This window comes from Geodermatophilus amargosae (assembly GCF_900116515.1).
GTDB lineage: Bacteria > Actinomycetota > Actinomycetes > Mycobacteriales > Geodermatophilaceae > Geodermatophilus > Geodermatophilus amargosae.
Map to the genome: position 1 here is coordinate 365,307 of NZ_FPBA01000001.1, position 23,899 is coordinate 389,205.

Annotated in this window: 30 protein-coding genes and 1 riboswitch; of the genes, 18 read left to right on the forward strand and 12 right to left on the reverse strand. The window is 76.8% G+C overall.

The window, feature by feature from the left end; genetic code table 11:
• Window positions 1-7: 7 nt before the first annotated feature.
• Window positions 8-622: a cob(I)yrinic acid a,c-diamide adenosyltransferase gene (gene cobO, locus BM414_RS01725; protein ID WP_093577695.1), complete on the reverse strand. Its 615-nt coding sequence runs from the start codon at window positions 620-622 to the stop codon at window positions 8-10.
• A gap of 1 nt (window position 623) precedes the next feature.
• The gene (locus tag BM414_RS01730; protein WP_093577696.1) at window positions 624-2,639 is read right to left on the reverse strand and encodes a putative cobaltochelatase; all 2,016 of its coding nucleotides are present in this window, start codon (window positions 2,637-2,639) and stop codon (window positions 624-626) included.
• A gap of 58 nt (window positions 2,640-2,697) precedes the next feature.
• Window positions 2,698-2,766, reverse strand: a riboswitch (cobalamin riboswitch).
• A gap of 106 nt (window positions 2,767-2,872) precedes the next feature.
• Between BM414_RS01730 and BM414_RS01735 the strand changes: the two genes are divergently transcribed.
• From BM414_RS01735 to BM414_RS01760, 6 genes are all read left to right on the forward strand, one after another.
• Entirely contained in the window at window positions 2,873-3,334 is a 462-nt protein-coding gene (locus BM414_RS01735) for a hypothetical protein (RefSeq protein ID WP_093577697.1), read from the forward strand.
• Entirely contained in the window at window positions 3,331-3,789 is a 459-nt protein-coding gene (locus BM414_RS01740; protein WP_093577698.1) for a hypothetical protein, read from the forward strand. The genes BM414_RS01735 and BM414_RS01740 overlap by 4 nt, the downstream gene beginning before the upstream one ends.
• The gene (locus BM414_RS01745; RefSeq protein WP_093577699.1) at window positions 3,786-4,079 is read left to right on the forward strand and encodes a transcriptional regulator; all 294 of its coding nucleotides are present in this window, start codon (window positions 3,786-3,788) and stop codon (window positions 4,077-4,079) included. The genes BM414_RS01740 and BM414_RS01745 overlap by 4 nt, the downstream gene beginning before the upstream one ends.
• Before the next feature lie 3 nt (window positions 4,080-4,082).
• On the forward strand, window positions 4,083-5,144 hold the full coding sequence (locus BM414_RS01750) for an AbrB family transcriptional regulator (RefSeq protein ID WP_093577700.1): 1,062 nt from the start codon (window positions 4,083-4,085) through the stop codon (window positions 5,142-5,144).
• Between the two features lie 85 nt (window positions 5,145-5,229).
• Window positions 5,230-5,487: a hypothetical protein gene (locus tag BM414_RS01755; protein WP_093577701.1), complete on the forward strand. Its 258-nt coding sequence runs from the start codon at window positions 5,230-5,232 to the stop codon at window positions 5,485-5,487.
• A 69-nt stretch (window positions 5,488-5,556) separates the two neighbouring features.
• On the forward strand, window positions 5,557-5,994 hold the full coding sequence (locus BM414_RS01760) for a hypothetical protein (RefSeq protein ID WP_093577702.1): 438 nt from the start codon (window positions 5,557-5,559) through the stop codon (window positions 5,992-5,994).
• A 4-nt stretch (window positions 5,995-5,998) separates the two neighbouring features.
• On the opposite strand, the gene BM414_RS01765 is transcribed toward BM414_RS01760, so the two are convergent.
• The gene (locus BM414_RS01765) at window positions 5,999-6,529 is read right to left on the reverse strand and encodes a type II toxin-antitoxin system PemK/MazF family toxin (RefSeq protein WP_093577703.1); all 531 of its coding nucleotides are present in this window, start codon (window positions 6,527-6,529) and stop codon (window positions 5,999-6,001) included.
• Between the two features lie 158 nt (window positions 6,530-6,687).
• Here BM414_RS01765 and BM414_RS01770 point away from each other — a divergent pair, with 158 nt between their 5' ends.
• Window positions 6,688-6,882: a hypothetical protein gene (locus BM414_RS01770; protein ID WP_093577704.1), complete on the forward strand. Its 195-nt coding sequence runs from the start codon at window positions 6,688-6,690 to the stop codon at window positions 6,880-6,882.
• Window positions 6,883-6,905: 23 nt separating this feature from the next.
• Here the strand turns inward: BM414_RS01770 and BM414_RS01775 are convergent, their stop codons facing one another.
• Window positions 6,906-7,331, reverse strand: coding sequence for a VOC family protein (locus BM414_RS01775; protein WP_093577705.1), 426 nt, complete (start codon window positions 7,329-7,331; stop codon window positions 6,906-6,908).
• A gap of 31 nt (window positions 7,332-7,362) precedes the next feature.
• Window positions 7,363-7,968 carry an MSMEG_1061 family FMN-dependent PPOX-type flavoprotein gene (locus tag BM414_RS01780; protein ID WP_093577885.1) on the reverse strand — a complete coding sequence of 202 codons (606 nt, stop codon included), beginning with the start codon at window positions 7,966-7,968 and terminating at the stop codon, window positions 7,363-7,365.
• Between the two features lie 35 nt (window positions 7,969-8,003).
• On the opposite strand from BM414_RS01780, the gene BM414_RS01785 reads away from it, so the two are divergent.
• Window positions 8,004-8,402, forward strand: a complete 399-nt coding sequence (locus BM414_RS01785) for an acyl-CoA thioesterase (protein WP_093577706.1) — start codon at window positions 8,004-8,006, stop codon at window positions 8,400-8,402.
• Here the strand turns inward: BM414_RS01785 and BM414_RS01790 are convergent.
• From BM414_RS01790 to BM414_RS01810, 5 genes are all read right to left on the reverse strand, one after another.
• Window positions 8,389-9,894: a cobyric acid synthase gene (locus BM414_RS01790; protein WP_093577707.1), complete on the reverse strand. Its 1,506-nt coding sequence runs from the start codon at window positions 9,892-9,894 to the stop codon at window positions 8,389-8,391. The genes BM414_RS01785 and BM414_RS01790 overlap by 14 nt on opposite strands.
• Window positions 9,895-9,941: 47 nt before the next feature.
• Window positions 9,942-10,607 (reverse strand): lysophospholipid acyltransferase family protein, encoded by a 666-nt coding sequence (locus BM414_RS01795; protein WP_093577708.1) that lies wholly within the window; start codon window positions 10,605-10,607, stop codon window positions 9,942-9,944.
• Window positions 10,608-10,693: 86 nt separating this feature from the next.
• Entirely contained in the window at window positions 10,694-11,407 is a 714-nt protein-coding gene (locus BM414_RS01800) for an ANTAR domain-containing response regulator (protein WP_139245687.1), read from the reverse strand.
• Window positions 11,408-11,577: 170 nt separating this feature from the next.
• On the reverse strand, window positions 11,578-13,023 hold the full coding sequence (locus BM414_RS01805) for an aminotransferase-like domain-containing protein (protein WP_093577886.1): 1,446 nt from the start codon (window positions 13,021-13,023) through the stop codon (window positions 11,578-11,580).
• Window positions 13,024-13,285: 262 nt separating this feature from the next.
• Entirely contained in the window at window positions 13,286-14,215 is a 930-nt protein-coding gene (locus tag BM414_RS01810) for a cobalamin biosynthesis protein (protein ID WP_245784392.1), read from the reverse strand.
• 73 nt (window positions 14,216-14,288) lie between these two features.
• On the opposite strand from BM414_RS01810, the gene def reads away from it, so the two are divergent.
• From def to cobM, 3 genes are all read left to right on the forward strand, one after another.
• Window positions 14,289-14,846: a peptide deformylase gene (def, locus tag BM414_RS01815; protein WP_093577711.1), complete on the forward strand. Its 558-nt coding sequence runs from the start codon at window positions 14,289-14,291 to the stop codon at window positions 14,844-14,846.
• Window positions 14,843-16,087 (forward strand): precorrin-6y C5,15-methyltransferase (decarboxylating) subunit CbiE, encoded by a 1,245-nt coding sequence (gene cbiE / locus BM414_RS01820; RefSeq protein WP_093577712.1) that lies wholly within the window; start codon window positions 14,843-14,845, stop codon window positions 16,085-16,087. Before def ends, cbiE begins: the two co-directional genes overlap by 4 nt.
• A gap of 133 nt (window positions 16,088-16,220) precedes the next feature.
• A complete protein-coding gene (gene cobM / locus BM414_RS01825; RefSeq protein WP_093577713.1) occupies window positions 16,221-16,964 on the forward strand; it encodes a precorrin-4 C(11)-methyltransferase in 744 nt (247 codons plus the stop codon).
• Here cobM and BM414_RS01830 read toward each other — a convergent pair.
• Window positions 16,961-18,043, reverse strand: a complete 1,083-nt coding sequence (locus BM414_RS01830; protein ID WP_093577714.1) for a cobalt-precorrin-5B (C(1))-methyltransferase — start codon at window positions 18,041-18,043, stop codon at window positions 16,961-16,963. The two genes, cobM and BM414_RS01830, sit on opposite strands and share 4 nt — an antisense overlap.
• 26 nt (window positions 18,044-18,069) lie before the next feature.
• Here BM414_RS01830 and BM414_RS01835 point away from each other — a divergent pair, with 26 nt between their 5' ends.
• The 6 genes from BM414_RS01835 to BM414_RS01855 are packed head-to-tail and all read left to right on the forward strand — an operon-like array spanning window position 18,070 to window position 22,097.
• The gene (locus tag BM414_RS01835; RefSeq protein ID WP_175551373.1) at window positions 18,070-18,804 is read left to right on the forward strand and encodes a cobalt-precorrin-6A reductase; all 735 of its coding nucleotides are present in this window, start codon (window positions 18,070-18,072) and stop codon (window positions 18,802-18,804) included.
• A 51-nt stretch (window positions 18,805-18,855) separates the two neighbouring features.
• Entirely contained in the window at window positions 18,856-19,338 is a 483-nt protein-coding gene (locus BM414_RS01840; protein ID WP_245784422.1) for an FBP domain-containing protein, read from the forward strand.
• 60 nt (window positions 19,339-19,398) lie between these two features.
• On the forward strand, window positions 19,399-20,040 hold the full coding sequence (locus BM414_RS01845) for a LysE family translocator (protein ID WP_217644471.1): 642 nt from the start codon (window positions 19,399-19,401) through the stop codon (window positions 20,038-20,040).
• Window positions 20,041-20,079: 39 nt separating this feature from the next.
• The gene (locus BM414_RS01850) at window positions 20,080-20,451 is read left to right on the forward strand and encodes a VOC family protein (RefSeq protein ID WP_093577716.1); all 372 of its coding nucleotides are present in this window, start codon (window positions 20,080-20,082) and stop codon (window positions 20,449-20,451) included.
• Window positions 20,452-20,478: 27 nt separating this feature from the next.
• Window positions 20,479-20,982 carry an ABC transporter substrate-binding protein gene (locus tag BM414_RS31255; protein WP_217644473.1) on the forward strand — a complete coding sequence of 168 codons (504 nt, stop codon included), beginning with the start codon at window positions 20,479-20,481 and terminating at the stop codon, window positions 20,980-20,982.
• Between the two features lie 8 nt (window positions 20,983-20,990).
• Window positions 20,991-22,097 carry an ABC transporter substrate-binding protein gene (locus tag BM414_RS01855; RefSeq protein WP_217644474.1) on the forward strand — a complete coding sequence of 369 codons (1,107 nt, stop codon included), beginning with the start codon at window positions 20,991-20,993 and terminating at the stop codon, window positions 22,095-22,097.
• Window positions 22,098-22,419: 322 nt separating this feature from the next.
• Here the strand turns inward: BM414_RS01855 and BM414_RS01860 are convergent, their stop codons facing one another.
• On the reverse strand, window positions 22,420-23,064 hold the full coding sequence (locus BM414_RS01860; protein ID WP_093577717.1) for a hypothetical protein: 645 nt from the start codon (window positions 23,062-23,064) through the stop codon (window positions 22,420-22,422).
• Window positions 23,065-23,177: 113 nt separating this feature from the next.
• On the opposite strand from BM414_RS01860, the gene BM414_RS01865 reads away from it, so the two are divergent.
• Window positions 23,178-23,870 (forward strand): HAD hydrolase-like protein, encoded by a 693-nt coding sequence (locus BM414_RS01865; protein WP_245784393.1) that lies wholly within the window; start codon window positions 23,178-23,180, stop codon window positions 23,868-23,870.
• The last annotated feature ends 29 nt before the right edge of the window (window positions 23,871-23,899 follow it).

The window sequence follows — 23,899 nt, forward strand, 5'->3', positions numbered from 1 at the left end:
CCGCCGGTCACCACTCGATCCCCCGCTGGCCCTTCTGACCGGCGTCCATCGGGTGTTTGACCTTGGTCATCTCCACCACGAGGTCGGCGGCGTCGACCAGTGCCTGCGGTGCGTCCCGGCCGGTGACCACGACGTGCTGGGTGCCCGGCCGGTCCGTCAGCGTCGCGACGACGTCGTCGACGTCGACCCAGCCCCACTTGAGGGGATAGGTGAACTCGTCGAGGACGTAGAAGCGGTGCGCCTCGGCGGCGAGGTCGCGCTTGATCTGCGCCCAGCCCTCGGCGGCGTCGGCGGCGTGGTCGACCTCGCTGCCCTGCCGGCGCGACCAGCTCCAGCCCGAGCCCATCTTGTGCCAGACCACGGGGCCGCCCTCGCCGGTGTCGGCGTGCAGCCGGCCCAGGGCGGTCAGCGCGTTCTCCTCGCCGACCCGCCACTTCGCGCTCTTGACGAACTGGTAGACCGCGATCGACCAGCCCTGGTTCCACGCCCGCATGGCCATGCCGAACGCGGCGGTGGACTTGCCCTTCATCTCGCCGGTGTGCACCACGAGCAGCGGCCGGTTGCGGCGCTGACGCGTCGTCAGCCCGTCCTGCGGGGTGACCGCGACCTGTCCCTGGGGCACCTCAGGCCGCCTCTCGGACGCTGCGGACGGTGGCGGCCAGCGACTCGGCGGCCAGTTCCTCCAGCCGGAGGGTGTGAGCGCCGAGGTGCGTGCCGAGGACGCCGGCCAGGCCCAGGCGCACGGGCCCGGACTCGCAGTCGACGACCACGGCGGCGGTACCGGCCGCGGCCAGCCGCTGCGCCGCCGCGTGCGCCGCACCGAGGGCGTCGGAGCCGCGCGCGCCGGTGGCCCGCCCGTCGGTGACGACGACGAGCAGCGGCCGCCGCCGGGGGTCGCGGACGTGCTCGACGCGGAGCACCTCGGCGGCGCGCAGCAGGCCGGCGGCCAGCGGGGTGCGGCCACCGGTGGGCAGCTCGCGCAGCCGGGCCGCGGCGGCCTCGACCGACCAGGTGGGCGGCAGCGCCAGCTCGGCGTCGCCGCCGCGGAAGGTGACCAGGCCGACCTTGTCGCGGCGCTGGTAGGCGTCGAGCAGCAGCGACAGCACCGCGCCCTTGACCGCGCTCATCCGCGCCCGCGAGCCCATCGAGCCGCTGGCGTCGACGACGAAGAGCACGAGGTTGCCCTCGCGGCCCTCGAGCGTGGCCTGGCGCAGGTCCTCGCGGGCGATCCGCAGGCCCGGGCCGCTGCGCCCGCGGGCCACCTGGTGCGGCGCCGCGGCCAGCACGGTGTCGACCAGGTGCAGCCGGGTCACCGGCCCGGACGGGCGGACCGAGCCGACCACGCGACCGCGCTCGGCGCGCGCCTTCGACCGCCGGCCGGCCACGCCGGTGCCGATGCCGGGCACCTCGAGCCGGCGGGCGCGGAACGGGTCCGACGGCGCGACGGCGGCCTTCTCCCGCGCCGGGGCGCCCGGGGTCTCGCCGTCGCCAGGCATTGGATCCTCTTCCCCTGTCTCGTGGTCGGATCCGTGCGTATCGCTTCCTATGCCGTCGTCGCCCCGGGGAGCCGGCGGGGTGCCGCCGTCGCCGGGGCCGTCGGGCGGGGCCGGGTCGTCGTCGGGCCCGTCCTCGGGACGGGAGTCCTCGAGCGCCTGGTCGAGGGTGTCGTCGTCGAGGCCCGGCGCGTCGAACGGGTTGCGCCGGCGGCGGTGGGGGAGCGCCAGGCGGGCGGCCACCCGGACGTCGTCCTCGGTGACCTCCTCGCGGCCGCACCAGGCGGCGTGCGCCATGGCGGTGCGGGCGGTGACCAGGTCGGCGCGCAGGCCGTCGACGTCGAAGGCGGCGCAGACCGCGGTGACCTGGCGCAGCGCGTCGTCGGAGAGGACGACGTGCGGCAGCCGGGTGCGCGCGTCGGCGATCCGCGCGGCCAGCGCCGCCTCCTCGGGCGCCCACGCGGTGCCGAACCCGGCCGGGTCGGCGTCGTGGGCGAACCGCCGGCGCACCACCTCGGCGCGCACGGCCGGGTCGCGCGGCGCGGCGACCTCCACGGTGAGCCCGAACCGGTCGAGCAGCTGCGGGCGCAGCTCCCCTTCCTCGGGGTTCATCGTCCCGACCAGCAGGAACCGCGCCGCGTGCCGCACCGAGACGCCCTCGCGCTCGACGTAGGCGGTGCCCAGCGCGGCGGCGTCCAGCAGCAGGTCGACGAGGTGGTCGTGCAGCAGGTTGACCTCGTCGACGTAGAGGACGCCCCGGTGCGCGGCGGCCAGCAGGCCCGGCTCGAAGGCCTTCACGCCTTCGGTGAGCGCCCGCTCGAGGTCCAGCGAGCCGACGACGCGGTCCTCCGAGGCGCCCACCGGCAGCTCCACGAGCCGGGCGGACCGGGTCTGCGCGGGCGCGGCGGGCTCGTGCGGCCCGTCGGGGCAGGCCGGGTCGGGCGCGGCCGGGTCGCAGGCGAACCGGCACCCGGGGACGACGGCGACCGGTGGCAGCACGGCGGCCAGCGCGCGCACCGCCGTCGACTTGGCCGTGCCCTTCTCACCGCGCACCAGCACGCCGCCGATGGCGGGGGAGACTGCGTTGAGCAGCAGGGCCAGCCGCATGTCGTCCATCCCGACGACGGCGCCGAAGGGGTAGGTCATGCGGCAGGTGTCCTCTCCCCGGGTGTCCACGCCCGGAGGTGGCAGGAGGCGACGGCGGGAGTTCCTGACTCCCCGGCGGGCCGGGTCACAGTGGCGGGACCGCGCCGGAGTCGCACCGGGCTTCCTCCACTGCCGTCGCTGTGGCGGCGCCCATGCAACCACGCGGAGGCCGCGACCGTCAGTCCGGGGCGGTGACTTGACGGATCGGAAAGAGACGGGCCACACTTTCCGGCATGGAAAGTAACGGGACCACGGCCCGGGCCGCGGCCGAGCAGCTCGCCGTCCTGCGGGACCAGCGCAGCGCGCTCGCCGAGCGCGTCGTCCAGCCCTGGTGGTACGACGCCCTGCTCGGCCTGCTCGCGGCGGGCTTCGTCAGCAGCTACGCGACGCACGACCCCCGCTGGATCCTGCTGGCCGCCGCCGGCCTGGGGCTCGGCTGCCTCGGGCTGGTGTCGGTCTACCGGCGGATGACCGGCCTGTGGGTGAGCGGGCTGCGGCCGGGGGCGACGCAGCGGGCCGTCCGGGTCTGGCTGGTGCTGTACGCCGTCGTCCTCGCCGCCGGCGCGGTCGCCGAGTACCTCCTCGAGGTGCGCGGGGCCATGGTGGTCGCCGGGATCGTGATCGGCGTGGGCGTGGCCCTCCTCAGCCGCTGGTGGACCCACCTCTACGTCGCCGAGCTCCGGGACCGGCCGTGACCGCCGGCGACCGGCACCCGGGGGCGGGAGAGGCGGCCGCCCAATTGGCCGCGCTGCAGGCCGACCGGGAGGCGCTGGCCGACCGGGTCGTGCAGCCGTGGTGGTACGACGTCGCCCTGGGGCTGCTGCTGTTCGGCTTCCTGGCGTCCTACGCCTTCGACTCGCTGTGGGTGACCTCCGCCGCCCTCGTCGTGTTCGGCGCCGGGATCGGCGCCCTGGTGTCGGCCTACCGCCGGATCACCGGGGTCTGGGTCCACACACCGCCCCGGTCCACCGCGCTGTGGGGCGCGGTCGTCCTGGTCGTCCTGGTGCCGGCGCTCGCGCTGTCGGAGGCGTACGACCAGCACTGGGCGATGGTCGTGGCCGGTGCGGTGCTGGGGATCGCCGCCGGCGTGTTCAGCCGGGTGTTCGGCCGGCGGTGGGCGGCCGAGCTGTGCAGCGGGAGCACGCTGTGACCGCGGTCGCGCCGGTCTTCGACGCCGTCATCCACCCGCCGCCCCGGCTGCAGATCTGCGGGCTGCTCGCCGCCGTCGACACGATGGAGTTCGCCACGGTCCGCGACCGGGTCGGTGTGAGCGACTCGGTGCTGTCCAAGCACGTCAGGCAGCTCGAGGAGGCCGGGTACGTGAAGGTCAGCAAGGCCACCGTGGCCGCGCGCCAGCGGACCAGCCTGTCGCTGACCAGGGAGGGGCGGCGGGCGTTCGACGCCCACGTCGCCGAGCTCCGCCGCATCGCCGGCCTGTAGAGGGTGGCCCGGCCCTCCGCGCGCGACCTCGCCGACGGCGCCCTCGTCCTCGTCGGCGCCGCGCTGGCCGGCTGGCTGCTGGACCGGGCCGGCGTCCCGTCGGCCGCCCTGTTCGGCGGGCTGCTCGCCGGCCTGGTGCGGGGGCTGACCGGGCGCCGGCCACTCGGCGTCCCCCGGCCCGCGGCGGCCGCCTCCCAGGCCGTCGTCGGTGTCTCGATCGGCGCCCTGGTCGACCCCGGGACGCTGGCCGCGCTCGGCGAGGACTGGCTGCCGGTCGTGCTGGTCACGCTGGCCACGCTGCTGCTCACCGTCGGCGCCGGGCTGCTGCTGCGCCGCCAGCCCGGGATCAGCCCGGTGACCGGGGCGTTCGCGATGATCGCCGGCGGTGCCTCGGGCATCACCGCGATGGCCCGCGACCTGGGCGCCGACGACCGCATGGTCGCCGTCCTGCAGTACCTGCGGGTGGTGCTCATCGTCGTCGCCATGCCGGTCGTGGCGACGACGGTCTACGGCGCCGACCCCGCCGCCGGGACCGCCTTCCCGGCGGAGGCCGACCCGGGCCGGCCGGCCGGCCTGCTGTTCACCGCCGGCTGCGCCGTCGTCGGCGTGCTGCTGGCCCGCCTGGTCCGGCTGCCGGTGCCGGCGCTGCTCGGGCCGCTGCTGGTGGCCGCCGCGGTGGACCTCGGGGGGCTGTCCGGCGGCGCCACCGTGCCCGGCCCGGTCGAGGCGGCCGCGTTCCTGCTCATCGGCCTGCAGGTGGGCCTGCGGTTCACCGTGGCGAGCCTGCGCACGGTCGGCCGCGCCCTGCTGCCGGCGCTGGCCGTCATCGTCGGGCTGGTCGTCGCCTGCGCGGGACTGGGGCTGGTCCTGTCGGCGGCCACCGGGGTCAGCGAGCTCGACGCCTACCTCGCGACGACGCCCGGCGGCCTCTACGCCGTCCTCGCCACGGCCACCGGCACCGGCGCCGACGCGACGTTCGTGCTCGCCGTCCAGGTGCTGCGGCTGTTCGTCATGCTGCTGGCCGCCCCGCTGATCGCCCGCAGGCTGCGCCGCCGGCCGTCCTGACCGGTGGCACGGCACGCCTACCCTCGTCCGGGTGAGCCGTGCGCCGAGGGAGGAGACGGAGCTGTCGGACGTGGAGACTGCGCCCGTGGACGCCGACAGCGACGAGCAGGACGCCGTCCTGCTGTTCGTCGGTGGCCCCCTCGACGGACGCGTGGAGGTCCGCGCCGCCCGGCACGGCGCCCCGCTGCCCACGGTCACGCACGTGCACCTGCACGGCGGCCCCAAGGTCGTCTCCCGCTACGACCTGCAGCCGCTGCCCGGCGCCGCGGGCGTCTACCACCTGCGCCCGCGGGCGGGCGGCCCGTCCGCGGCCACCCCGGCCGACGGGGGCCCCGCGGACTGACAGCCGTCACCGCCGGCCGGTGACGGCCGGCACTGCCGCGGCCAGGCGCCGCCCGGCCACGGTGGACGCATGCGCGAGACGGTGCTCCTCCTGCACGTCACGGCCGGGACGGCCGGCCTGCTGCTCGGCCCGCTGTGGCTGGTCGCCCGGCTGCGCGGGCGGCGGGGGACCGCGGCGGCGGCCGCCTACCTGGCCGCGGTCGCGGCGGTGGCCGCCACCGGCTGCGCGCTGGCGCTCACCGCGCCGGGTCTGGGCTGGCTGGTCGTCTTCGGCGTCCTGAGCGCGGCCCTCGCCGGCGCCGGAGCGCTCGCCCGCGAGCGCGGCTGGCCGCACTGGCCGTCGCTGCAGCCGCACCTGCTGGGCGGCTCCTACATCGCGCTGACCACCGGCCTGCTCGTCGCGCAGACCGGCAACCCGCTCGCCTGGGTCCTCCCGGCCCTCGTCGGTCAGCTGCCCATCGCGCTGGCCAAGCGCCGGATGAGCGCGGCCGCCGCCGTGCCCGCCTGAGCCCTCACCAGCCCTGCGTGCGCCGGGCGGCGGCGAGCACCCGGTCGAACAGCGCCCGGTCCAGTGCCGCGCCCTCCCGCCGCACCCGCTCCGGGTCGAGCGGGAGCAGCCGGTCGAGCCGCACCTCGCTCGGCCGGCCCCGGTCGTCCCACCCGCCGGTGCCGACGTCCATCCACGTGCGGCCGTGGCGCGCCTCGTCGGCGGCGTCGCGGTCGTGGTCCTTGCTGGTCAGCATCAGGCCCACCAGGTCCTCGCCCCGGCGGCCGATGACGAGCACGGGGCGGTCCTTGCCCCGCCCGTCGCCCTCGTCGTAGGGCACCCAGGCCCAGACGACCTCCCCCGGGTCGGGCCGCCCGTCCGCGCGCGGGCGGTAGTCGACGTCGATGCCGACGTCGGTGCCGGACGACGACCGTCCGGCCGGGGGAGCGGGACGCCGCGCGGTGGGACGGCGCGCGGTGGGACGGCGGGCGGCCGGCGCGGTGGCGGCGCGCAGCACCGAGAGGACGGCGTCGACGAGGCGGTGCGGGCGGCTCATGTGCGCACGGTACGGATTCGGCGGACGACACGCCGTCACATCCGTCCCGTTCGTCACATCGGTACCAATTCGGGCCAGTTCTGGTTCCGTTCTCGCGAACCCGGGCACCATTGCGTCACGGGGCGCGCAGCTACCGCGTTCCGGGAGAGGGGGCTCCCATGACCTCGGCCCAGCCCGTCGTCGCCATGATCCCGCTGGTGCGCGAGCCGCGTGCCAGCGTCCTCGCCGCGTTCCAGCTGGTCGAGGACGCCCGCTATCTCGGGACCGAGCGCAGACCCCGCCGCAGCCGCACGCGCCGGATCGCCGAGCGGACCGTCGTCTCCCGCCGCCTCGCCCGCGACCTGCGCGCCTAGCGCCGGCGGCCGCACCGCGGCCGTCACGCCACGCAGAACTCGTTGCCCTCGGGGTCGGCCATCGTCACCCACGAGAACGGGCCCTGGGAGGCGCGCCACAGCTCGGTGGCGCCCATGCCGGTCAGCCGCGCCACCTCGGCCTCGCGCCGCTCGTCGCCCACCCGCAGGTCCAGGTGCACGCGGTTCTTGATCGTCTTGGCCTCCGGCACGGACTGGAAGAGCACCCGCGGCCGGTCCGGGTCCGGCGAGGTGATCGCCGCCCCGCCGGCCCAGACCAGGTGCCCGCGGTGCGTCGTCGTCTGCTCCTCGGTCGCGTGCCCGGCCTCGACCGTGCGCCGGATGAACGCCTCGTCCTGCGGCTCGACCTGCCAGCCGAGCGCCTCGGCCCACCAGTCGGCGAGCACGTGCGGCTCGGTGCAGTCCACGGTCACCTGGAAGTCGGTCGCCATGCGCGCAGCCTGGCAGGACGCACCGACAGGCCTACAGCTCCAGGGCGAGTTCCGCGCGGAGGGTGGCGTCGTCGGGCAGCGGCGACTCCAGCCGGCAGTGGTCGCGGATCATCGTGCCGAAGGGCGGCAGGGCGCCGCGGTCGATGCGGCTGGCCGGGTCCCACAGGCCCGAGCGCATGACCGCCTTTGCGCACTGCAGGTAGGCCCGCTGCACGGTGACGACCAGCACCGAGCGCGGCGCCCGGCCGAACTCGGTGAGGTCGACGTCCAGCGCGTCGGCGGCGAGCAGCTCGGCGGTGCCGAACACCTTGAGGGTCTCCTCGACGCCGGGCACGAAGAACAGCAGCGCGACCCGCGGGTTGACCGCCACCTTGCGCAGGCTGTCGAGCCGGTTGTTGCCCTGACGGTCGGGCAGCACCAGCCGGTGCTCGTCCAGCACCTTCACGAAGCCCGGGTCCCCGCCGCGCGGGGAGATCTCCGGCCAGCCGTCGGCGTCGGCGGTGGACAGCGTGAGGAACGGTGAGAGCCCGATGAACGCCCGGCAGTGGACGTCGAGGTGGTCGATCTCCTTGTCCACCACCAGCTGCGAGGGCGGGCGGTAGGAGGCGAGGACCGGGTCGGCGCCGTCGTCGTGCATGGGCAGCACGGTAGCCCCGGCTAGCGTCGCTCCCCGTGGCCGTTCCCTGGAGCTCCCCGGTCCGCTTCGTCGAGTGCGACCAGCAGGGCGTCGTCTTCAACGCGCACTACCTCGTCTGGGCCGACGAGGCCTCGACCCTCTGGTGGGCGTCCCTCGGCCTGCCGTGGGACGAGCTGTCGGCGCGGGTCGAGCCGGTGGTCAAGGCCAGCACGCTGGAGTGGTCGTCGTCGGCCCGCTGGGGCGACACGGTCACCGTCGACGCCGCGGCCGAGCGGCTCGGGCGCACCAGCGTGACCGTGCGGTTCACCGTCCGCGTGGGCGAGCGGGTCTGCTGCGTCGTCCGCAACACCTACGTCGGCACCGCGGGCGGGACGTCCACGCCCTGGCCCGACGACGTCCGCGAGCGCCTGCAGGCCGCACTCAGCGCGGGCTGAGCGCGTCCCCCGGCGGCAGCAGCGGCAGGTCCGCGGGCGGGCCGTCCTCGAGCAGCCGCCAGAGCGCGTCGGTGTCGGCGTGCTCGGCCACCAGGTCGCCGAGGGCGTCGAGGCGCTGCTCGCGGATCCCCGCGAAGGAGGTGTCCGGTGCCGGGGTGAACCGGCGGCCGGTGGCGCGGGCGACCTCGGCGAGGAAGGCCCGGCGGAAGCCGTCGTTCTCCAGCGCCCCGTGCCAGGTGGTGCCCCACACCGACCCGGCCCGGCCGCCGTCGAGGAAGGGGTCGGCACCGTCGGCGTAGGTGACCACGCCGTGGTGGATCTCGTAGGCGTGGACCGGGTGCCCCAGCGCCGTGCCGGTGGGGCGCCCCAGCGTCTTCTCCCGCGCGAACCGGACGTCGGCCGGCAGCAGCCTCAGCCCCTCGACGGTCCCCGCCCGCGACTCGACGTCGTCGGTGATGGTGCGCGCGAGCATCTGGTGCCCGCCGCAGATCCCGAGCACCGGGCGGCCCTCGGCGGCGCGGCGGGCCACCGCCCCCGCCAGCCCGGTCGAGCGCAGCCAGGCGAGATCGGCGACCGTCGACCGGGTGCCGGGCAGCACCAGAAGGTCGGCGTCGGCCGCCTCCTCGGGGCGGGTGACGAACCGGACGAGGACGCCGGGCTCGGCGGCCAGCGCGTCGACGTCGGTGGAGTTCGACAGCCGGGGCAGCCGCGCCACGGCCACCCGCAGCACCTCCTCGCCGTGCGGCGGGCCGGCCGAGGAGACGCCGGTGGGGATGCCGAGGGAGTCCTCGACGTCCAGCGCGGCGCCGGGCAGCCACGGCAGCACGCCGAGCGTCGGCCGCCCGGTGAGCGTGGTGAGCTGCTCGAGGCCGGGCCGCAGCAGCCGCACGTCGCCGCGGAACTTGTTCACCAGGAACCCCGCCACCAGCCGCTGGTCGCCCGGCGGCATGAGCGCGACGGTGCCGTACAGCGCCGGGAACACCCCGCCGCGGTCGATGTCGCCGACGACGACCACCGGCAGCCCCGCGGCGGTGGCCAGCCCCATGTTGGCGATGTCGTCGGCGCGCAGGTTGATCTCGGTGGGGGAGCCGGCCCCCTCGCAGACGACGACGTCGAAGCGGCTGCGCAGGTCGGCCAGGCACGCCAGCGCCTGCTCCAGCAGCGCCGCCTTCATCGGCCGGTAGGACAGGGCGGTGACGTCGGCGACCGGCCGGCCGAGCACCACGACCTGGCTGGCGTCCTCGCCGCCGGGCTTGAGCAGCACCGGGTTCATCGCCGCCTCGGGCTCGACCCGGGCCGCGGCGGCCTGCATGACCTGCGCACGGCCGATCTCGGCGCCGTCGGCGGTCACCACCGAGTTGTTGCTCATGTTCTGCGCCTTGAACGGCGCGACCCGCACGCCCTGGCGGGCCAGCCACCGGCAGATGCCCGCCGTGACCACCGACTTCCCGGCGTCCGACGTCGTCCCGGCGACGAGGAGCGCGCCGCTCATGCCGTGCCGCCGCTCACGCCGTGCCGCCGCTCATGCCGTGCCACCGCTCACGCCACGGATCGCGGGGTTCCCCAGCCGGCCTTCTCCTGTCCCGAGAGCTCCGCGATCGCCTCCATGATCCGGTCGGTGACCTCGCGGCGGGCCGGGCCGTTGCGGGCCTTCCCGGCGTGCTCGGGGAACGTCAGCGGCTCGCCGAAGGTGACCGAGAAGCGGTGCGGCCGCGGCCAGCGGGCGCCGACCGGCTGGATGCGGTCGGTGCCGGTGACGCCGACCGGCACGACCGGGCAGCCGGCGGTGAGCGCCAGCCAGGCGACACCGGTCTTGCCCCGCGCCAGCCGGCCGTCGCGGGAGCGGGTGCCCTCGGGGTAGATGCCGAAGCCCTCGCCGGCGCGCAGCACGCCGAGGGCCGTGTCGAGCGCCTCCTGCGCGGCCCGGGAGGCCTCCCGCTGCACCGGCATGGCGCCCAGGGCCGTGAACAGGTTCCGGGTGGCCCACCCGCCGACGCCGCGGCCGGTGAAGTACTCGTCCTTGGCCAGGTAGCGGACCCGGCGCGGGGCCGACAGCGGGATGGCCATGCTGTCGATGAACGACAGGTGGTTGCTGGCGATGATGAAGGCCCCGGTGTCCGGGACGTTCTGGCGCCCCTTGACCCGCGGCCGGAACACGATGCGGAACAGCGGCCGCAGCAGCAACCGCGCGAGCAGGTAGATCACGCGTCCGCCCCCTCCCAGGAGCCGGGGCCGGCGTCTGCCCGCCGGTCCGGCCCCGGGCATCCTCCCCCGCGGACCCTGCTCCCCGGTCAGTGCCCCCCGTGCCCGGGCGGGCAGGCGTCGCGCAGGATCGCGCGCACCTCGGCCGGCAGCGGCCGCTGACCCGCCGCGGAGGCGACCAGGTCGAGGGCGACCTCGCGCAGCTTGCGGTGGGTGTGGCTGGAGATGTGCGCCAGCAGGTCGAAGGCCACCTGCTCGCCGCACCCGGTCAGCAGCATGAGCACGCCCTTGGCCTGCTCGATCGGTGCCCGGCCGGCCATCGCCGTGCGCAGCTGCGCGACCTCGGTCTCCAGGGCGCGGACCCGGTCGTCGGCCGGCCGCGGGGCCTCGACGAGCAGGCCCTCGACCGCGGTGACCCGGCCCTCGTCGTCGAGCTGCGGCTCACCGAGGAGGACGACGGGCAGCTCGCCGTCACCGGACTGCAGCCGGACCTCCAGGCAGAACCCCTGCCCCCCGGTGACGGCGGCCGAGAGGGCGTCGAGCGTGCGCGGCCGGTCGTCGGGGTGCTGGGCGGCGACGAGGACCTCGGTGCAGGGGCCGCGGCCGTCGGTGGCCAGGCCGTACAGCGTGGACATCTCCGGCGACCACCACCACTCGCCGCTCGGGCGGTCGTAACGCCACCGGCCGGCCACCCGGGTGCGCCGCTGGGGCTGGGGGGCCGGGGCAGGGGGACGGGGCGGGAGGGCCGCGGCCCGCTCCGCGGAGGAGGGGCGGGGGACGACGCGCGACTGGGTGGACGTCATGACGAGCTCCGGTGGACGCGCTCCGGGCGGGGCCCGGGGGGAGCGCCGCGCAGCCGGCTGTTCGACCATCTGCGGATGTGCCGGGAGCCCCCGGCCGCTCGGGATGGAGCCGACGCTAGTCCCCGTCCCCGGTGCGCGCGAGCCGTCGGGACGGAGCCGCCGGTGACCGGTCAGACCACCGTCACCGGCCGCGCGAGGGAGCGCACGGGGGGCCCGCTGCGCAGGGCGGCGTCGACGGCGGCGAGGCCGGCGACGGCGGTGCGCAGGTCGGCGGCGGGGAGCGTGAACGGCACCCGGAGGTGGTCGTCGAAGGCCGTCCCGGTGCCGAACGCGCGGCCCTCGGCGAGCACCAGCCCGAGCGGTGCGGCGGCCGCGACCAGCGCGGCCGAGCTGCTCCCCGGGGGCAGGGCGCACCACACCGACAGGCCACCGCGCGGGCGCGGCGCGGTCCACCCCGGCAGCCGCGCGGCGAGCTCGGCGAGCAGCACGTCGCGCCGCTCGCGCAGCAGCGCCCGCCGGCCCTCGAGCACGGCGTCGAGGTCCCGCACGAGGACGGCGGCGGCGAGCTGGTCGAGCAGCCCGACGGAGAGCTGGCGCCGGCCCAGCGCGGCGCCCAGGGAGGCGGCCAGTGCGGCGTCGGTCCGCAGCCAGCCGACCCGCAGCCCGCCCCACACCGCCTTCGACAGCCCGCCGACGGTCACCGTCGCGGCGTCGGGCAGCCCGGCGGCGTAGGGCGGCAGCGGCCCGTCGTCGAGGTACAGCTCCGCGGCGACCTCGTCGACGACGGTCAGCACGCCCTGCTGCCACAGCGTCGCGGCGAGGCGGCGCCGCCCGGCCGCGGACAGGCGGGCGCCGCTGGGGTTGGAGAAGTCGGGCATGAGGAAGGCGATCCGCGGGCTGCTCTGCCGGACCGCGATGGAGGCCGCTCCGACCACGGCGTCGGGATCCCCGGCGTCCACGGCCACGGGGACGCACCGGCCGCCGGCCGCGGTGACCAGGGCCAGCGCCCCCGGGTAGGTGGGGTGCTCGACCAGCACGCGGTCGCCGGGCTGCAGCAGCGTCTCGATCACCAGCGCGGTGGCGTCGCCGGTGCCCGCGGTGACGACCACCTGCTCGGGATCGGTGGGCAGGCCGCGGGCGGTGTAGCGGTCGGCGATCGCCGACCGCAGCTCCGGCAGCCCGCCGGGCGCGTAACCGTGGCCGGCGGCCACCACGGGCAGCCGGTCCAGCGCCTCGCGGTAGGCCGGCACCAGTTGCGGCGCGGCCTCGGGGGCGGCGTGCGCCAGCTCGAGGATCGCCGGGTCGGTGCTGGGGGTGGTCCACACCGGGTCGGCGGCGGGCGCCTCGACGACGGTTCCGGCGCCGTGCCGGGTGCTGGCGTGCCCCTCCTCGCGCAGCAGCCGGTAGGCCGACGCGACGGTCACCCGGCTGACCGCGAGGGCCGCGGCGAGGTCGCGCTCGGCCGGCAGCCGGGTGCCCGGCGGGAGCTGGCCCAGGGCGGCCAGCTCGCGGACCCGGCGGGCCAGCGCGGCGTAGCGCGGGCCGGGCAGGTTCCCGAGTGGCCCCACCAGTCCGGCCAGCTCGGCGGCAGTGGACTGATCAGACGCCGATGGCATGCAGGCCACCATGCCGGATTGGACCGCTTTCGTCCAGGCTGGATGGTGCCACTGTCTCTGCCATGACTCCTGCTGCCGTCCTCGTCCTGCTCCTCTTGCTGGCCATGGCCGGGCTCGCGGTGACCACCCTCGTGGTCGCCGTCCGCGGTGGCCGCGGCCCGGCCGACCCGCCGGCCAGCCACCCGCGGGTCGACCCGTCCGGGTTCCCCGTGCTGCCCTCGCCCCGCGGCGTCCTGCACGCGCGCGGGCCGCTGACCCGTCCTCAGCCCCGCCGGGCGAGCCTGCTCACCACCGCGAGGGCCGCGGCGGCCAGGCACACCGCGCGCGAGAGCCGCACCGCGCGGGCGACGTCGCTGCTGTCCGGCGCCCGGCCGTCGCCGAGCACCGGCCGCTCCTCCACCCTGCTGCCGTAGACGTTGCGCCCACCCAGCCGCAGCCCCAGGGCGCCGGCCGCCGCGGCCTCGCAGCGGCCGGCGTTCGGGCTGGGGTGGGCGGCGCCGTCGCGGCGCCACACCCGCAGCGCGTCGCGCGCCGAGCCCCCGGCCAGCGGCGCGCACGCCACGGTCAGCGCCGCGGTGAGCCGGGCGGGCAGCCAGTTGGCGACGTCGTCGGTGCGGGCGGCCGCCCAGCCGAACCGGGCGTACCGCGGGGACCGGTGGCCGACCATCGCGTCGAGGGTGTTGACGGCGCGGTAGCCGAGCAGGCCCGGCAGCCCGGCGAGCGCGCCCCACACCAGCGGCGCGACCGCGGCGTCGGAGGTGTTCTCCGCGACCGACTCCACCGTGGCCCGGGCCAGCTCACCGGCGCCGAGCGTGGACGGGTCCCGCCCGGCGAGGGTGGGGAGCAGGGCGCGGGCGGCAGGCAGGTCGCCCGCGTCGAGGGCCCCGGCCATCGCGGTGGCCGCGCGGCCCAGCGAGGTGCCGCCGAGCACCGCCCAGGTGGCGGCCGCGACGGCGAGGGTGCGCGCGGCCGGACGGTCGAGGGTGGCGCGGTCCGCCGCCGCTCCCAGGCCCGCCGCGCCCGCCACGAGGACCGCCGCGTGGCCGGCCCCGGCCGGGCGCGAGTCCCGCCAGGCCCGCCGCTCCAGCGCCGCGGCGACCGTGCCGAACCCGGCGACGGGGTGGCGGCGGCGCGGGTCGGCGAGCAGCAGGTCGGCACCCGCGCCGAGCGCCAGGCCGAGGGCGGTGGGCACGTCCCGTCGGCTGCGTCGTCGGCGGTGGGGCACGGCGACCATCCTCCCCAGCGCGCTTCCTAGGATCGCGGCCATGCGTCTGCCCGGCCGTTACGACGGCGTCGCCCGGCCGATCGTCACCTACGGCAGCGACCAGGTCCTGCACCGCGCCTGCGCTCCGGTGGCCGAGTTCGACGAGCGGCTGCGGCGGCTGGTGCTCGACATGTTCGCCTCGATGCGCGAGGCCGACGGCGTGGGCCTGGCGGCCAACCAGATCGGCATCGACGCGCGGGTGTTCGTCATCGACTGTCCCGACGCCGAGGGCGAGGACGTCGTCGGGTACGTGGTCAACCCGCGGCTGACGGTCCTGCCGCCCGTCGACGGCGAGCCGGCCGAGGAGGTCACCGAGGAGGGCTGCCTGTCGGTGCCCGGCCCCTACGCCGACCTCGCGCGCGCCTTCCGCGCCCGGGTCGACGGCGTCGACGTCAAGGGGAAGCCGGTCTCCATCGAGGCGACCGGCATGGCGGCGCGCTGCCTGCAGCACGAGGTCGACCACCTCGACGGCGTCGTCTACGTGGACCGGCTGCCCGAGGACCTGCGCGAGCGGCTGCTCGCCGAGGCCGCCGGGCCCCAGGGGGAGCTGCCGGCATGAGCGAGACGGTGGAGGAGGTCGTGGAGGAGGCCCCGGCCGCGCCGATCGTCGTCGTCGGGATCGGCGCCGACGGCTGGGAGGGGCTGGCACCCACCTCGCGGGCGGAGGTCGAGCGCGCCGAGGTGCTGCTGGGCAGCGCCCGGCAGCTGGACCTGGTGCCGGAGGACGTGCCCGCCGCGCGGGTGCCCTGGCCCTCGCCGCTGACCGAGGCGCTGCCCGGGCTGGTCGAGGAGCACGCCGGGCGCGCGCTGGTGGTGCTGGCCAGCGGCGACCCGATGCTGTCGGGCATCGGCACCACGCTGACCCGGCTGCTCGGCGCGGACCGGGTGCGGGTGCTGCCGGCGCCGTCGTCGGTGTCGCTGGCCTGCGCGCGGCTCGGCTGGGCGGTCGAGGACACCGAGGTGGTCACCCTGGTGGGCCGGCCGATCGAGCTGCTGCACCCGCACGTGCAGCCCGGCCGGCGGCTGCTGGTACTCGGGTCCGACGGCGGGACGCCGGCGCAGGTGGCCGCGCTGCTGGCCGGGCGCGGCTACGGGCAGAGCCTGGTCACCGTGCTCGGCGGGCTGGGCGGCCCCGATGAGGAGGTGCGCACCGGCACCGCCGCCACCTGGTCGCAGCCGGCGCCCGCGCTCGTGGTCACCGCCGTCGAGTGCCGGGCCGACCGCGGCACCATGCCGCTGCCCACCACGCCCGGCCTGCCCGACGGCGCCTACGAGTCCGACGGTCAGCTGACGAAGTCAGAGGTCCGCGCCGTGACGCTGGCGCGGCTGGCCGCCGTCCCCGGGCAGCTGCTGTGGGACGTCGGCGCCGGCGCCGGGTCGATCGGCATCGAGTGGATGCGGGCGCACCCCACCTGCCGCGCCGTCGCGGTGGAGGCCTCCGCCGAGCGCGCCGAGCGGATCGCCCGCAACGCCGCGCGGCTCGGCGTCCCGTACCTGCGCGTGGTGCACGGGCACGCGCCGGACGTGCTGTCCCGGCTCGGGGCTCCCGACGCGGTGTTCATCGGCGGCGGGCTGACCACGCCACTGCTGGTCGAGTCCTGCTGGGACGCCCTCCCCGTGGGCGGCCGCCTGGTCGCCAACGCCGTCACCGTGGAGAGCGAGGCGGTGCTCGTCCAGTGGCACGCCGAGGTCGGCGGCGAGCTGGTGCGGATCGAGGTCTCGCGCGCCGAGCCGGTCGGCTCGTTCACCGGCTGGAAGCCCGCGATGCCCGTGACGATCTGGTCGGTGACCCGGTGGTGAGCGCCACGCCCTCCGGGCGTCGGTGGGCGCGGTGTGCGGCCGGACGCTCCCGCCGCGCACGCCGGGGTGGGCTCCGCGCGGGCCGGGGACGGCACCTGGCCGCGGTGTCGTCCGGTGGGACGACGGTGTCGTCGTGACGGTCTTCTTCATCGGGGCGGGGCCCGGAGCGGCGGACCTCGTCACGCTCCGGGCGGCGCGGGTCATCGCGAGCGCCCCGGTCTGCCTCTACGCCGGCGCGCTGGTGCCCCGCGAGCTGCTCGACACCGCCCCGCCCGGTGCCCGGCTGGTCGACACCGCCGACCTCGACCTCGACCGGATCACCGCCGAGCTGGTCGCCGCGCACGAGGCCGGCCTCGACGTCGCCCGGCTGCACTCCGGCGACCCCAGCGTGTACAGCGCGATGGCCGAGCAGATGCGCCGGCTCGACGCCGCCGGCGTGCCCTACGACGTCGTCCCGGGGGTCCCCGCCTTCGCGGCGGCGGCCGCGTCGCTCAAGCGGGAGCTGACCGTGCCCGGGGTGGGGCAGACCGTCGTCCTCACCCGCACGTCGGCCCGCTCGACGCCGATGCCGCCGGGGGAGGAGCTGGCCGCCTACGCCGCCACCGGCGCCACCCTCGTGCTGCACCTGGCCGTCCAGCGGATCGCCGAGCTCGCCCCGCAGCTGGCCGAGCACTACGGCCCCGACGGCCCGGTCGCCGTCGTCGCCCGGGCCAGCCGCGACGACGAGCTGGTGCTGCGCGGCACGCTCGCCGACATCGCCGGCCAGGTCGAGGCCGCGGGGGTGCGGCGGACGGCGGTGGTGGTCGTGGGCCCGGTGCTGACCGCGGAGCAGTTCCCCGACAGCCACCTGTACTCGACGACGAGATGCCGCGGTTAGGCGCGGCCGACGATCGTCCCCGCGCGGTCGATCACCACGACGTCGACCGCCACCGGGGCGCCGAGGAGCACGCCGAGCGCCGTCTCGCGGGCGCCGGCGGCCACCAGGTCGCCCAGCGGCAGCCCGGCCGCCTGGCACTGCCGCAGCGCGTCCAGCGCCGTGTTGGCGCCGCGCACGCCCTCCACCAGTCGGGGGGAGCCGCCGGCGGCGGCCACCCGGGCGGCCAGCGAGTCGAAGGAGACCTGCGACCGGCCCGAGTGCAGGTCGAGGTGGCCGTCGGCGAGCTTGGCCAGCTTGCCGATCCCGCCGGCCACGGTCAGCCGCGGCACCGGGTGGCGGCGCAGGTACTTGAGCACCGCGCCGGCGAAGTCGCCCATGTCGAGCAGCGCGTCCTCGGGCAGGCCGTGGAGCTCCTGCACCGTCCGCTCGCTGGTCGAGCCGGTGCACCCCGCCACGTGCTCGTGCCCGGCGGCCCGGGCGACGTCGATGCCGCGGCGGATCGAGTCGATCCACGACGAGCAGGAGTACGGGACGACGACTCCGGTCGTGCCGAGCACCGACAGCCCGCCGAGGATCCCCAGCCGCGGGTTCCAGGTCCTCCGGGCGAGCTCCGCGCCGTCCTCGATGGACACCTCGACGACGACGTCGCCGCTGCCGCCGTGCCGCTGCGCCACCGCCGCGACGTGCTCGCGCATGAACTGCCGCGGCATCGGGTTGATCGCCGGCTCGCCCACCGCCAGCGGCAGCCCGGGCTTGGTCACCGTGCCCACGCCCTCGCCGGCCCGGAAGACCACGCCGCCGCCCGGCTCCCCGTGCGTCACCCGCACGCTGACCAGCGCGCCGTGGGTGACGTCGGGGTCGTCGCCGGCGTCCTTGACCACGCCCGCCCAGGCGCCGCCCTCGTCGAGGCCCTCGCGGGACAGCGCGAAGGAGGGGTGCCGGCCGCCCGGCAGGTCGATGGTCACCGGGTCGGGGAAGTCGCCGGTGAGCAGCGCGGTGTAGGCCGCGGTGGTGGCCGCCGTCGCGCACGCGCCGGTGGTCCAGCCGTGCCGCAGCCCGGAGGCGCCGTCCCTGCTCACCGGCCCATGATCCCCGGCGGCGCGGCATGAGCGGTCAGGTGCTCGTGCTCGGCGGCACGGGGGAGGCCCGCCGGCTGGCCGCGGCGCTGGTGGCCGCCGGCGTCGACGTCCTCTCCAGCCTCGCCGGGCGGGTGGCCGACCCCGTGCTGCCGGAGGGCGACGTGCGCGTCGGCGGGTTCGGCGGCGCCGGCGGGCTGGCCGACTGGCTGGCCACGCACCGGCCGCGCGCCGTCGTGGACGCGACCCACCCCTTCGCCGCCCGGATCACCGCCTCCGCGGCGGCCGCCGCCGCCCGGCACGGCACCCCGCTGCTGCGGCTGCAGCGGCCGGGCTGGACGCCGGGGCCGGGGGACCGGTGGACGTACGTCGACTCGCTGGACGACGCGGCGCGGGCGGTGCACGACGCCGGCACGGTCTTCCTCACCACCGGCCGGCAGGGCGTGGCCGCGTTCGCCGCGCTGCCGGGGCGGGTGCTGGTGCGCGCGGTCGACCCGCCCGACGGGCCGCTGCCCGCGGGCGCGGTGCTGCTGCTCGCCCGCGGCCCGTTCACCGTGGACGAGGAGGCCGCGCTGATGCGGGAGCACGGCGTCGACGTCGTCGTCACCAAGGACTCCGGCGGCGCGATGACCGAGGCCAAGCTGGTCGCCGCCCGGCGGCTGGGGCTGCCGGTGGTGCTCGTCCGCCGGCCGCCGCTGCCCGCCGGGGTCGAGGTGGTGACGACGGTGGAGGCGGCGGTGACCTGGGTGACGGGGCCGGGATAACCCGTTGAGACGCAGCGGTGCCGGAACGGACACTGGCTCCTCGTGGAACCGATGACCGAGCAGCAGGTGCGGCGCTCCTTCGTGAACTGCTCGAAGGGCGAGGCGAACTCCGCCACCCTCCCGCGCGACCTCGCCGACCTGCCGTGGGGCGAGCTCGAGGTGCTCGGCTGGCGCGACCCGAAGGCGCCCCTGCGCGGCTACCTCGTCGTGCAGCGGGAGGGCCGGCCGGTGGGCGTGGCGCTGCGGGCCGCCGACACGAGGATGTCGGCCCGCCGCACGGTGATGTGCCTGCTCTGCCAGTCGACGCACTCCGGCGACGCCGTCTCGCTGTGCACCGCCCGGCGGGCCGGGGAGGCCGGCCGCAACGGCAACACCGTGGGCACCTACGTGTGCGCCGACCTGGGCTGCGCCGCCCGGGCGCGCAGCGAGATCCCGCCGTGGCTGCGCGAGCGGGACCCGGCCGAGGTGGGCGAGGAGCGCGCCGCCGAGCTGCGCGGGCAGGTGGAGACCTTCCTGGACGCCGTGCTGCGCTGACCCCCTCGCCGGCCGGGAACGCGGTCGACCGCCGGACCGCCCGCTGGCACCCTGCGCGGCGTGGACGCGATCCCCTCGTGGCCGGCGTTCCTGCTCGCCGTCGTGCTGATCGCGGCGTCCCCGGGGCCGGCGATGGCCCTGATCCTGCGCCGCGCCGCCCTCGGCGGGTTCCGGGCCGCCGTCCCGACGGTGCTGGGCCTGGAGCTCGGGCTCTACGCCTGGGCGCTGCTGGCCGCGGCGGGCTTCGCCGGTCTGGTCGCCGCCTCCGAGGTGGCCTTCCTCGTGCTGCGGGTGGTCGGTGCCGCGGTCCTGTGCTGGCTGGGCGTCCAGGCGCTGCGCGCGGCCTGGTGCGAGCGGTCCGCCGGCCGGTCCGGGACGACGGCGCTCCCGTCATCCCGCCGGGGCGGCTGGGCCGGGTTCGGCGAGGGCGTCATCGTGCAGCTGGCCAACCCCAAGGCCGCGGTGTTCGTGATCGCCTTCTACCCCCAGTTCGTGCCCGCGGACCGGCCGCTGTTCGCCACCACCGCGGTGTTCGCGCTCGTGCAGGTGGCGCTGGAGACGGTGCTGTACCTGTTGCTGGCGGCCGGTGTGGCGCGCGCCGGCACCTGGTTCCGCCGTCCGCGGGTGCGGGCGTGGCTGGAGGGCGTCAGCGGCACGGTCCTCGTCGGGCTGGGCCTGCGGGTCGCCGTCACCAGCCGGTGACCCGTTCCGCGACGGCTCCCGCGGCGGGAGGACTCCCGCATGGCCGAGGACTCCCCGCACCGGCACCACGCCCTCGACCACGTCGAGCTGACCGTGACCGACCTCGCCGCCGCCGAGCGCTTCTACGGCGAGGCGTTCGGCTGGCGGTTCACCTCCTACGGGCCGGACTACTCCGGCATCCGCGACCCGCGGGACGACGCCGGGGAGGTGGGCGGCCTGCGACGGGACGACGAGGTGCGTCCCGGCGGGCCGCTGGTCCTGCTGTTCTCGGCCGACCTGGACGCCTCCGTGGCCGCGGTGCGGCGTGCGGGCGGGGAGGTCGTCGAGGAGCCGTACGCGTTCCCCGGCGGGCGCCGCTTCCACTTCGCCGACCCGTCGGGCAACGAGCTCGGCGTCTGGTCGGAGCAGTGACCGCAGGGCGGTCCTGAGCGGCTCCCCGTGCACCCCGGACTCCGCTCGCCCGTCCTGGTGGCGCTCGCCGTCGTGGACCTCGCGCTGCTCCCGGCCTGCGGCGGGTCGCCGCCGGACGGGACGGGGCCGGAGGCGGTGAGCATCGCGATCGGCGAGCCGGCGGCCCCACTGGTCCCCGGCGACACCATGGACGACGCAGGTCTGCAGGTGCTCGACTCGCTGTGGACCGGTCTGGTCGAGTACGCCCCGGACGGCCGGGTCCGGTACACCGGCGTCGCCGAGTCGGTCGAGTCCACCGACAACTCGACGTGGACGATCCGGCTGCGGGAGGGCTGGACCTTCCACGACGGCTCGGCGGTCACCGCGTCGTCCTACGTCGACGCCTGGAACGCCACCGCGTACGGGCCGAACGGGATGACCGGGTCCTACGCCCTCGCCGACGTCGCCGGCTACACGGACCTCCAGCCCCCTGACGGAGGCGGCGAGCCGGCCGCCACGGAGCTGAGCGGGTTGCGGGTCTCGACGACCTGACGTTCACCGTGACGCTGACCGCGCCCTTCGCCCAGCTCCCGGTCACCCGGGGGCAGCGGGTCCTGCTGCCCCTGCCGGAGGCCTACTCCGCCGACCCCGAGGCCTTCGGTCGCCGGCCGGTCGGGAACGGCCCGTTCCGGGCGGAGGCCGACCACGTCCCCGGCCAGGGCATCACGCTGCGCCGCTACGACGACTACGCCGGCCCGCGACCGGCCGCGGTGGAGGCGATCGAGTACCGCGTCTACCTCGACGAGGACACCGCGTACACCGAGCTCCTGTCGGGGGACCTCGACGTCCTCCCGGGCGCCTCGCCGGACGTGGTCGCGCGGGCGGAGCGCGACGTCGCCGGCCGGGTCGTCGACACCCCGACCGCGGGCCTCACGTACCTCGCCCTGCCGCTGTACGACGCACGCTGGGCCGACCCCCGCGTCCGGCGGGGGCTGTCGATGGCGATCGACCGGGCGGCCATCACCGAGACGGTCCTCGCGGGCACCCGGCGTCCGGCGGACTCCCTGATCGCTCCGGGTCTGCTGGGGCACCGGGACGGGGCCTGTGGCTACTGCGTCCTGGACGTGGACCGGGCGAACGCACTGCTCGACCGGGCGGGCTTCGACCGCAGCCGGCCGGTCGAGCTGTGGTTCAACGCCGGCTCGGGCAACGAGGCCTGGGTCGAGGCGGTGCGCAACCAGCTGCGTGCCAACCTGGGGGTCGACTACGTCCTGCACGGGGCCCTGGCCCCCGCGGAGTACCTCGGGCTCATCGCCGAGCAGGGGATGACCGGGCCGTTCCGCCACGGCTGGGCCCCGGACACCCCGAGCCCGCGCAGCGCCCTGGAGCCGCTGTTCTCGACGCTGGCGCTGCCCCCGGCGGGCGCGAACGCCAGCTCCTACAGCGACCCGGCGTTCGACGCGTTGCTCGCCCGTGCCGATGCCGCCCCCACCGAGGAGGAGGCGCTCGCCGCCTACGCCATGGCCGAGGACGTCGTGCTCGCGGACATGCCGGTCATCCCGCTGTTCGTCGACGTCACCCAGACGATCCACTCCGCGGACGTCGAGGACGTCGTCGTCGAGGCCTTCGGCGGGGTGGACGCCGCCGCGCTCCGGGAGGCGGGGTGACAGGCTGACGTCCGATGCCGCAGCGAGGGGGTCGGATGCCGAGTCGTCCCGGTCCGGTCCTGTTCGACCTCGATGGGACACGGCGTGTCAGCGAGTGACTGCAGGCAGCGGATGCGCAGGTCGGGTCGGGTGTCGTTCGTCGGTCCCGGCGTGTCCTCCAGGACTGGTCCGGGCTCTGACGTGCACCCGTCGTGTACCCGAGATCGTTCCGACGAACGGCTGCGCTCGGTGGCGGCTCTGGGGTACCACCCCGACAGGGGCGCCGGTGGGCCGCCGACCCTGTCGGGGATCACAGGACGTGGCCGCCCTGCGAGCTGTCGCCTCAGCCGTTGTTCCAGTGGATCCTGATGCCGTCCTTCACCCGCTCGTCCCGGCAGCCGTTGGCGTCGGCGTCGGCGCACCAGACGACGTGCTGGACGCCCGGCATGGTGGTGTTGTTGAGCCGGGCGTGGAACTCCAGGTCCCCGGCTGCGCCGGTCATCTGGTAGCTGGACTGGAAGCAGAGGTCGTTGCGGCCGTCGCCGTTGGTGTCGCTGAGCCGGGAGTACTGGGGCCCTGTGCCGTCGGGGTCGGGGCAGGCGCTGATGAAGCCGACGCCGGAGCTCTGGAAGGAGGCCGGCCCGTTGACCTTCTGGCCGCGGTCGTCGAGGAAGCAGGCGTCGTTGTGCACGTTGCGGTTGGCGGTGCCGGGGTCGCTGAGCCGCTGCTGGTCGCGGTGGTCGGGGTTGGCGCAGGAGGACCCTCGGTCGACGTCGGGGTTCTCTGTCGCTGCTCCCGTGTCGCGGTTGATGTAGGAGGCGGCGCGGACGCCGTCGCGGCCGCTCCCGCGGTCGTGACTGGCGCCGTAGCTGCCTCCGCCACCGCTGGTGCCGCCTCCGTCTCCGTGCGCGAGGGCGAGCGGGCTGCCGAGGCCCATGGCGGTGATGCTGAGGGTGGCGATTGCTGCAGTGCGGAAGGCGAGTCGCATGACGAACTCCTTGCGATGTCGGCCGAGCGGCCGGACCCGGCTCTGCGGGTCACTGGTACGTACGGGGCGTCGGTGTGATGCGTTCAACACCGCAGGACCCAGCTCGTGGCGCGGTGAGCGCTCGTGAGCTGGGTGGGACTCCTGCGAGCACCTCGGGCCCCCCGCTGGTCCTGTTCGACCTCGACGGCACGCTGGTCGACTCGACCCCGGGCATCTGGGCGTCGGTGCGGGTCGCCGCGGCCGGGCTCGGGCTGCCGGAGCCGACGCCGGCGCAGGTGCGCGCCATGGTCGGCCCGCCGCTGCAGGACGGCTTCGCCACCGTGTTCGGGCTGACCGGCGACGACGTCGGGCGCGCGGTGGCCGCCTACCGCGCCCACTACTCGTCCGGGGCGCTGCTCGACGTGGCCGTGTACGACGGCGTGCCGCAGCTGCTGCGGACCCTCCGCGACGGCGGCGCCGTGCTCGCCGTGGCCACCAGCAAGCCGCAGGTGTTCGCCGTCCGCGTGCTGGGGCACGTGGGCCTGCTACGCGCCTTCGCCAGCGTCCACGGCGCCGGCCTCGACGGCGCCGTCCGGCACAAGGACCAGGTGGTCGCCGCCGCGCTGGCCGCCCACCCGGGCACCCGCGCGGTGGCGCTGGTCGGCGACCGGGAGCACGACGTCCTCGGCGCCGCGGCGCACGGTCTGCCGTGCGTCGGCGCGGGCTGGGGCCCGGGCGGTGCCGGCGAGCTCACCGCGGCCGGCGCGGCCGTCGTCGTCGCGACGCCGGGGGAGGTGCCCGCGGCGCTGCGGACGCTGGAGGGGTAGCGCGGCGCCGTCCGGGCAAGGAACCAGGT

Coding starts and splice junctions, on each gene's coding strand:
- BM414_RS01765 (WP_093577703.1), bottom strand. CDS start 6,529: ATGAGCCGCCCGCACCGCCTCGTCGACGCCGTCCTCTCGGTGCTGCGC.
- BM414_RS01800 (WP_139245687.1), bottom strand. CDS start 11,407: ATGACGTCCACCCAGTCGCGCGTCGTCCCCCGCCCCTCCTCCGCGGAG.
- BM414_RS01780 (WP_093577885.1), bottom strand. CDS start 7,968: ATGCACGACGACGGCGCCGACCCGGTCCTCGCCTCCTACCGCCCGCCC.
- BM414_RS01770 (WP_093577704.1), top strand. CDS start 6,688: ATGACCTCGGCCCAGCCCGTCGTCGCCATGATCCCGCTGGTGCGCGAG.
- BM414_RS01730 (WP_093577696.1), bottom strand. CDS start 2,639: ATGACCTACCCCTTCGGCGCCGTCGTCGGGATGGACGACATGCGGCTG.
- BM414_RS01735 (WP_093577697.1), top strand. CDS start 2,873: ATGGAAAGTAACGGGACCACGGCCCGGGCCGCGGCCGAGCAGCTCGCC.
- BM414_RS01790 (WP_093577707.1), bottom strand. CDS start 9,894: ATGAGCGGCGCGCTCCTCGTCGCCGGGACGACGTCGGACGCCGGGAAG.
- cbiE (WP_093577712.1), top strand. CDS start 14,843: ATGAGCGAGACGGTGGAGGAGGTCGTGGAGGAGGCCCCGGCCGCGCCG.
- BM414_RS01835 (WP_175551373.1), top strand. CDS start 18,070: ATGAGCGGTCAGGTGCTCGTGCTCGGCGGCACGGGGGAGGCCCGCCGG.
- BM414_RS01840 (WP_245784422.1), top strand. CDS start 18,856: ATGACCGAGCAGCAGGTGCGGCGCTCCTTCGTGAACTGCTCGAAGGGC.
- def (WP_093577711.1), top strand. CDS start 14,289: ATGCGTCTGCCCGGCCGTTACGACGGCGTCGCCCGGCCGATCGTCACC.
- BM414_RS01850 (WP_093577716.1), top strand. CDS start 20,080: ATGGCCGAGGACTCCCCGCACCGGCACCACGCCCTCGACCACGTCGAG.
- BM414_RS01775 (WP_093577705.1), bottom strand. CDS start 7,331: ATGGCGACCGACTTCCAGGTGACCGTGGACTGCACCGAGCCGCACGTG.
- BM414_RS01805 (WP_093577886.1), bottom strand. CDS start 13,023: ATGCCATCGGCGTCTGATCAGTCCACTGCCGCCGAGCTGGCCGGACTG.
- BM414_RS01860 (WP_093577717.1), bottom strand. CDS start 23,064: ATGCGACTCGCCTTCCGCACTGCAGCAATCGCCACCCTCAGCATCACC.
- BM414_RS01760 (WP_093577702.1), top strand. CDS start 5,557: ATGCGCGAGACGGTGCTCCTCCTGCACGTCACGGCCGGGACGGCCGGC.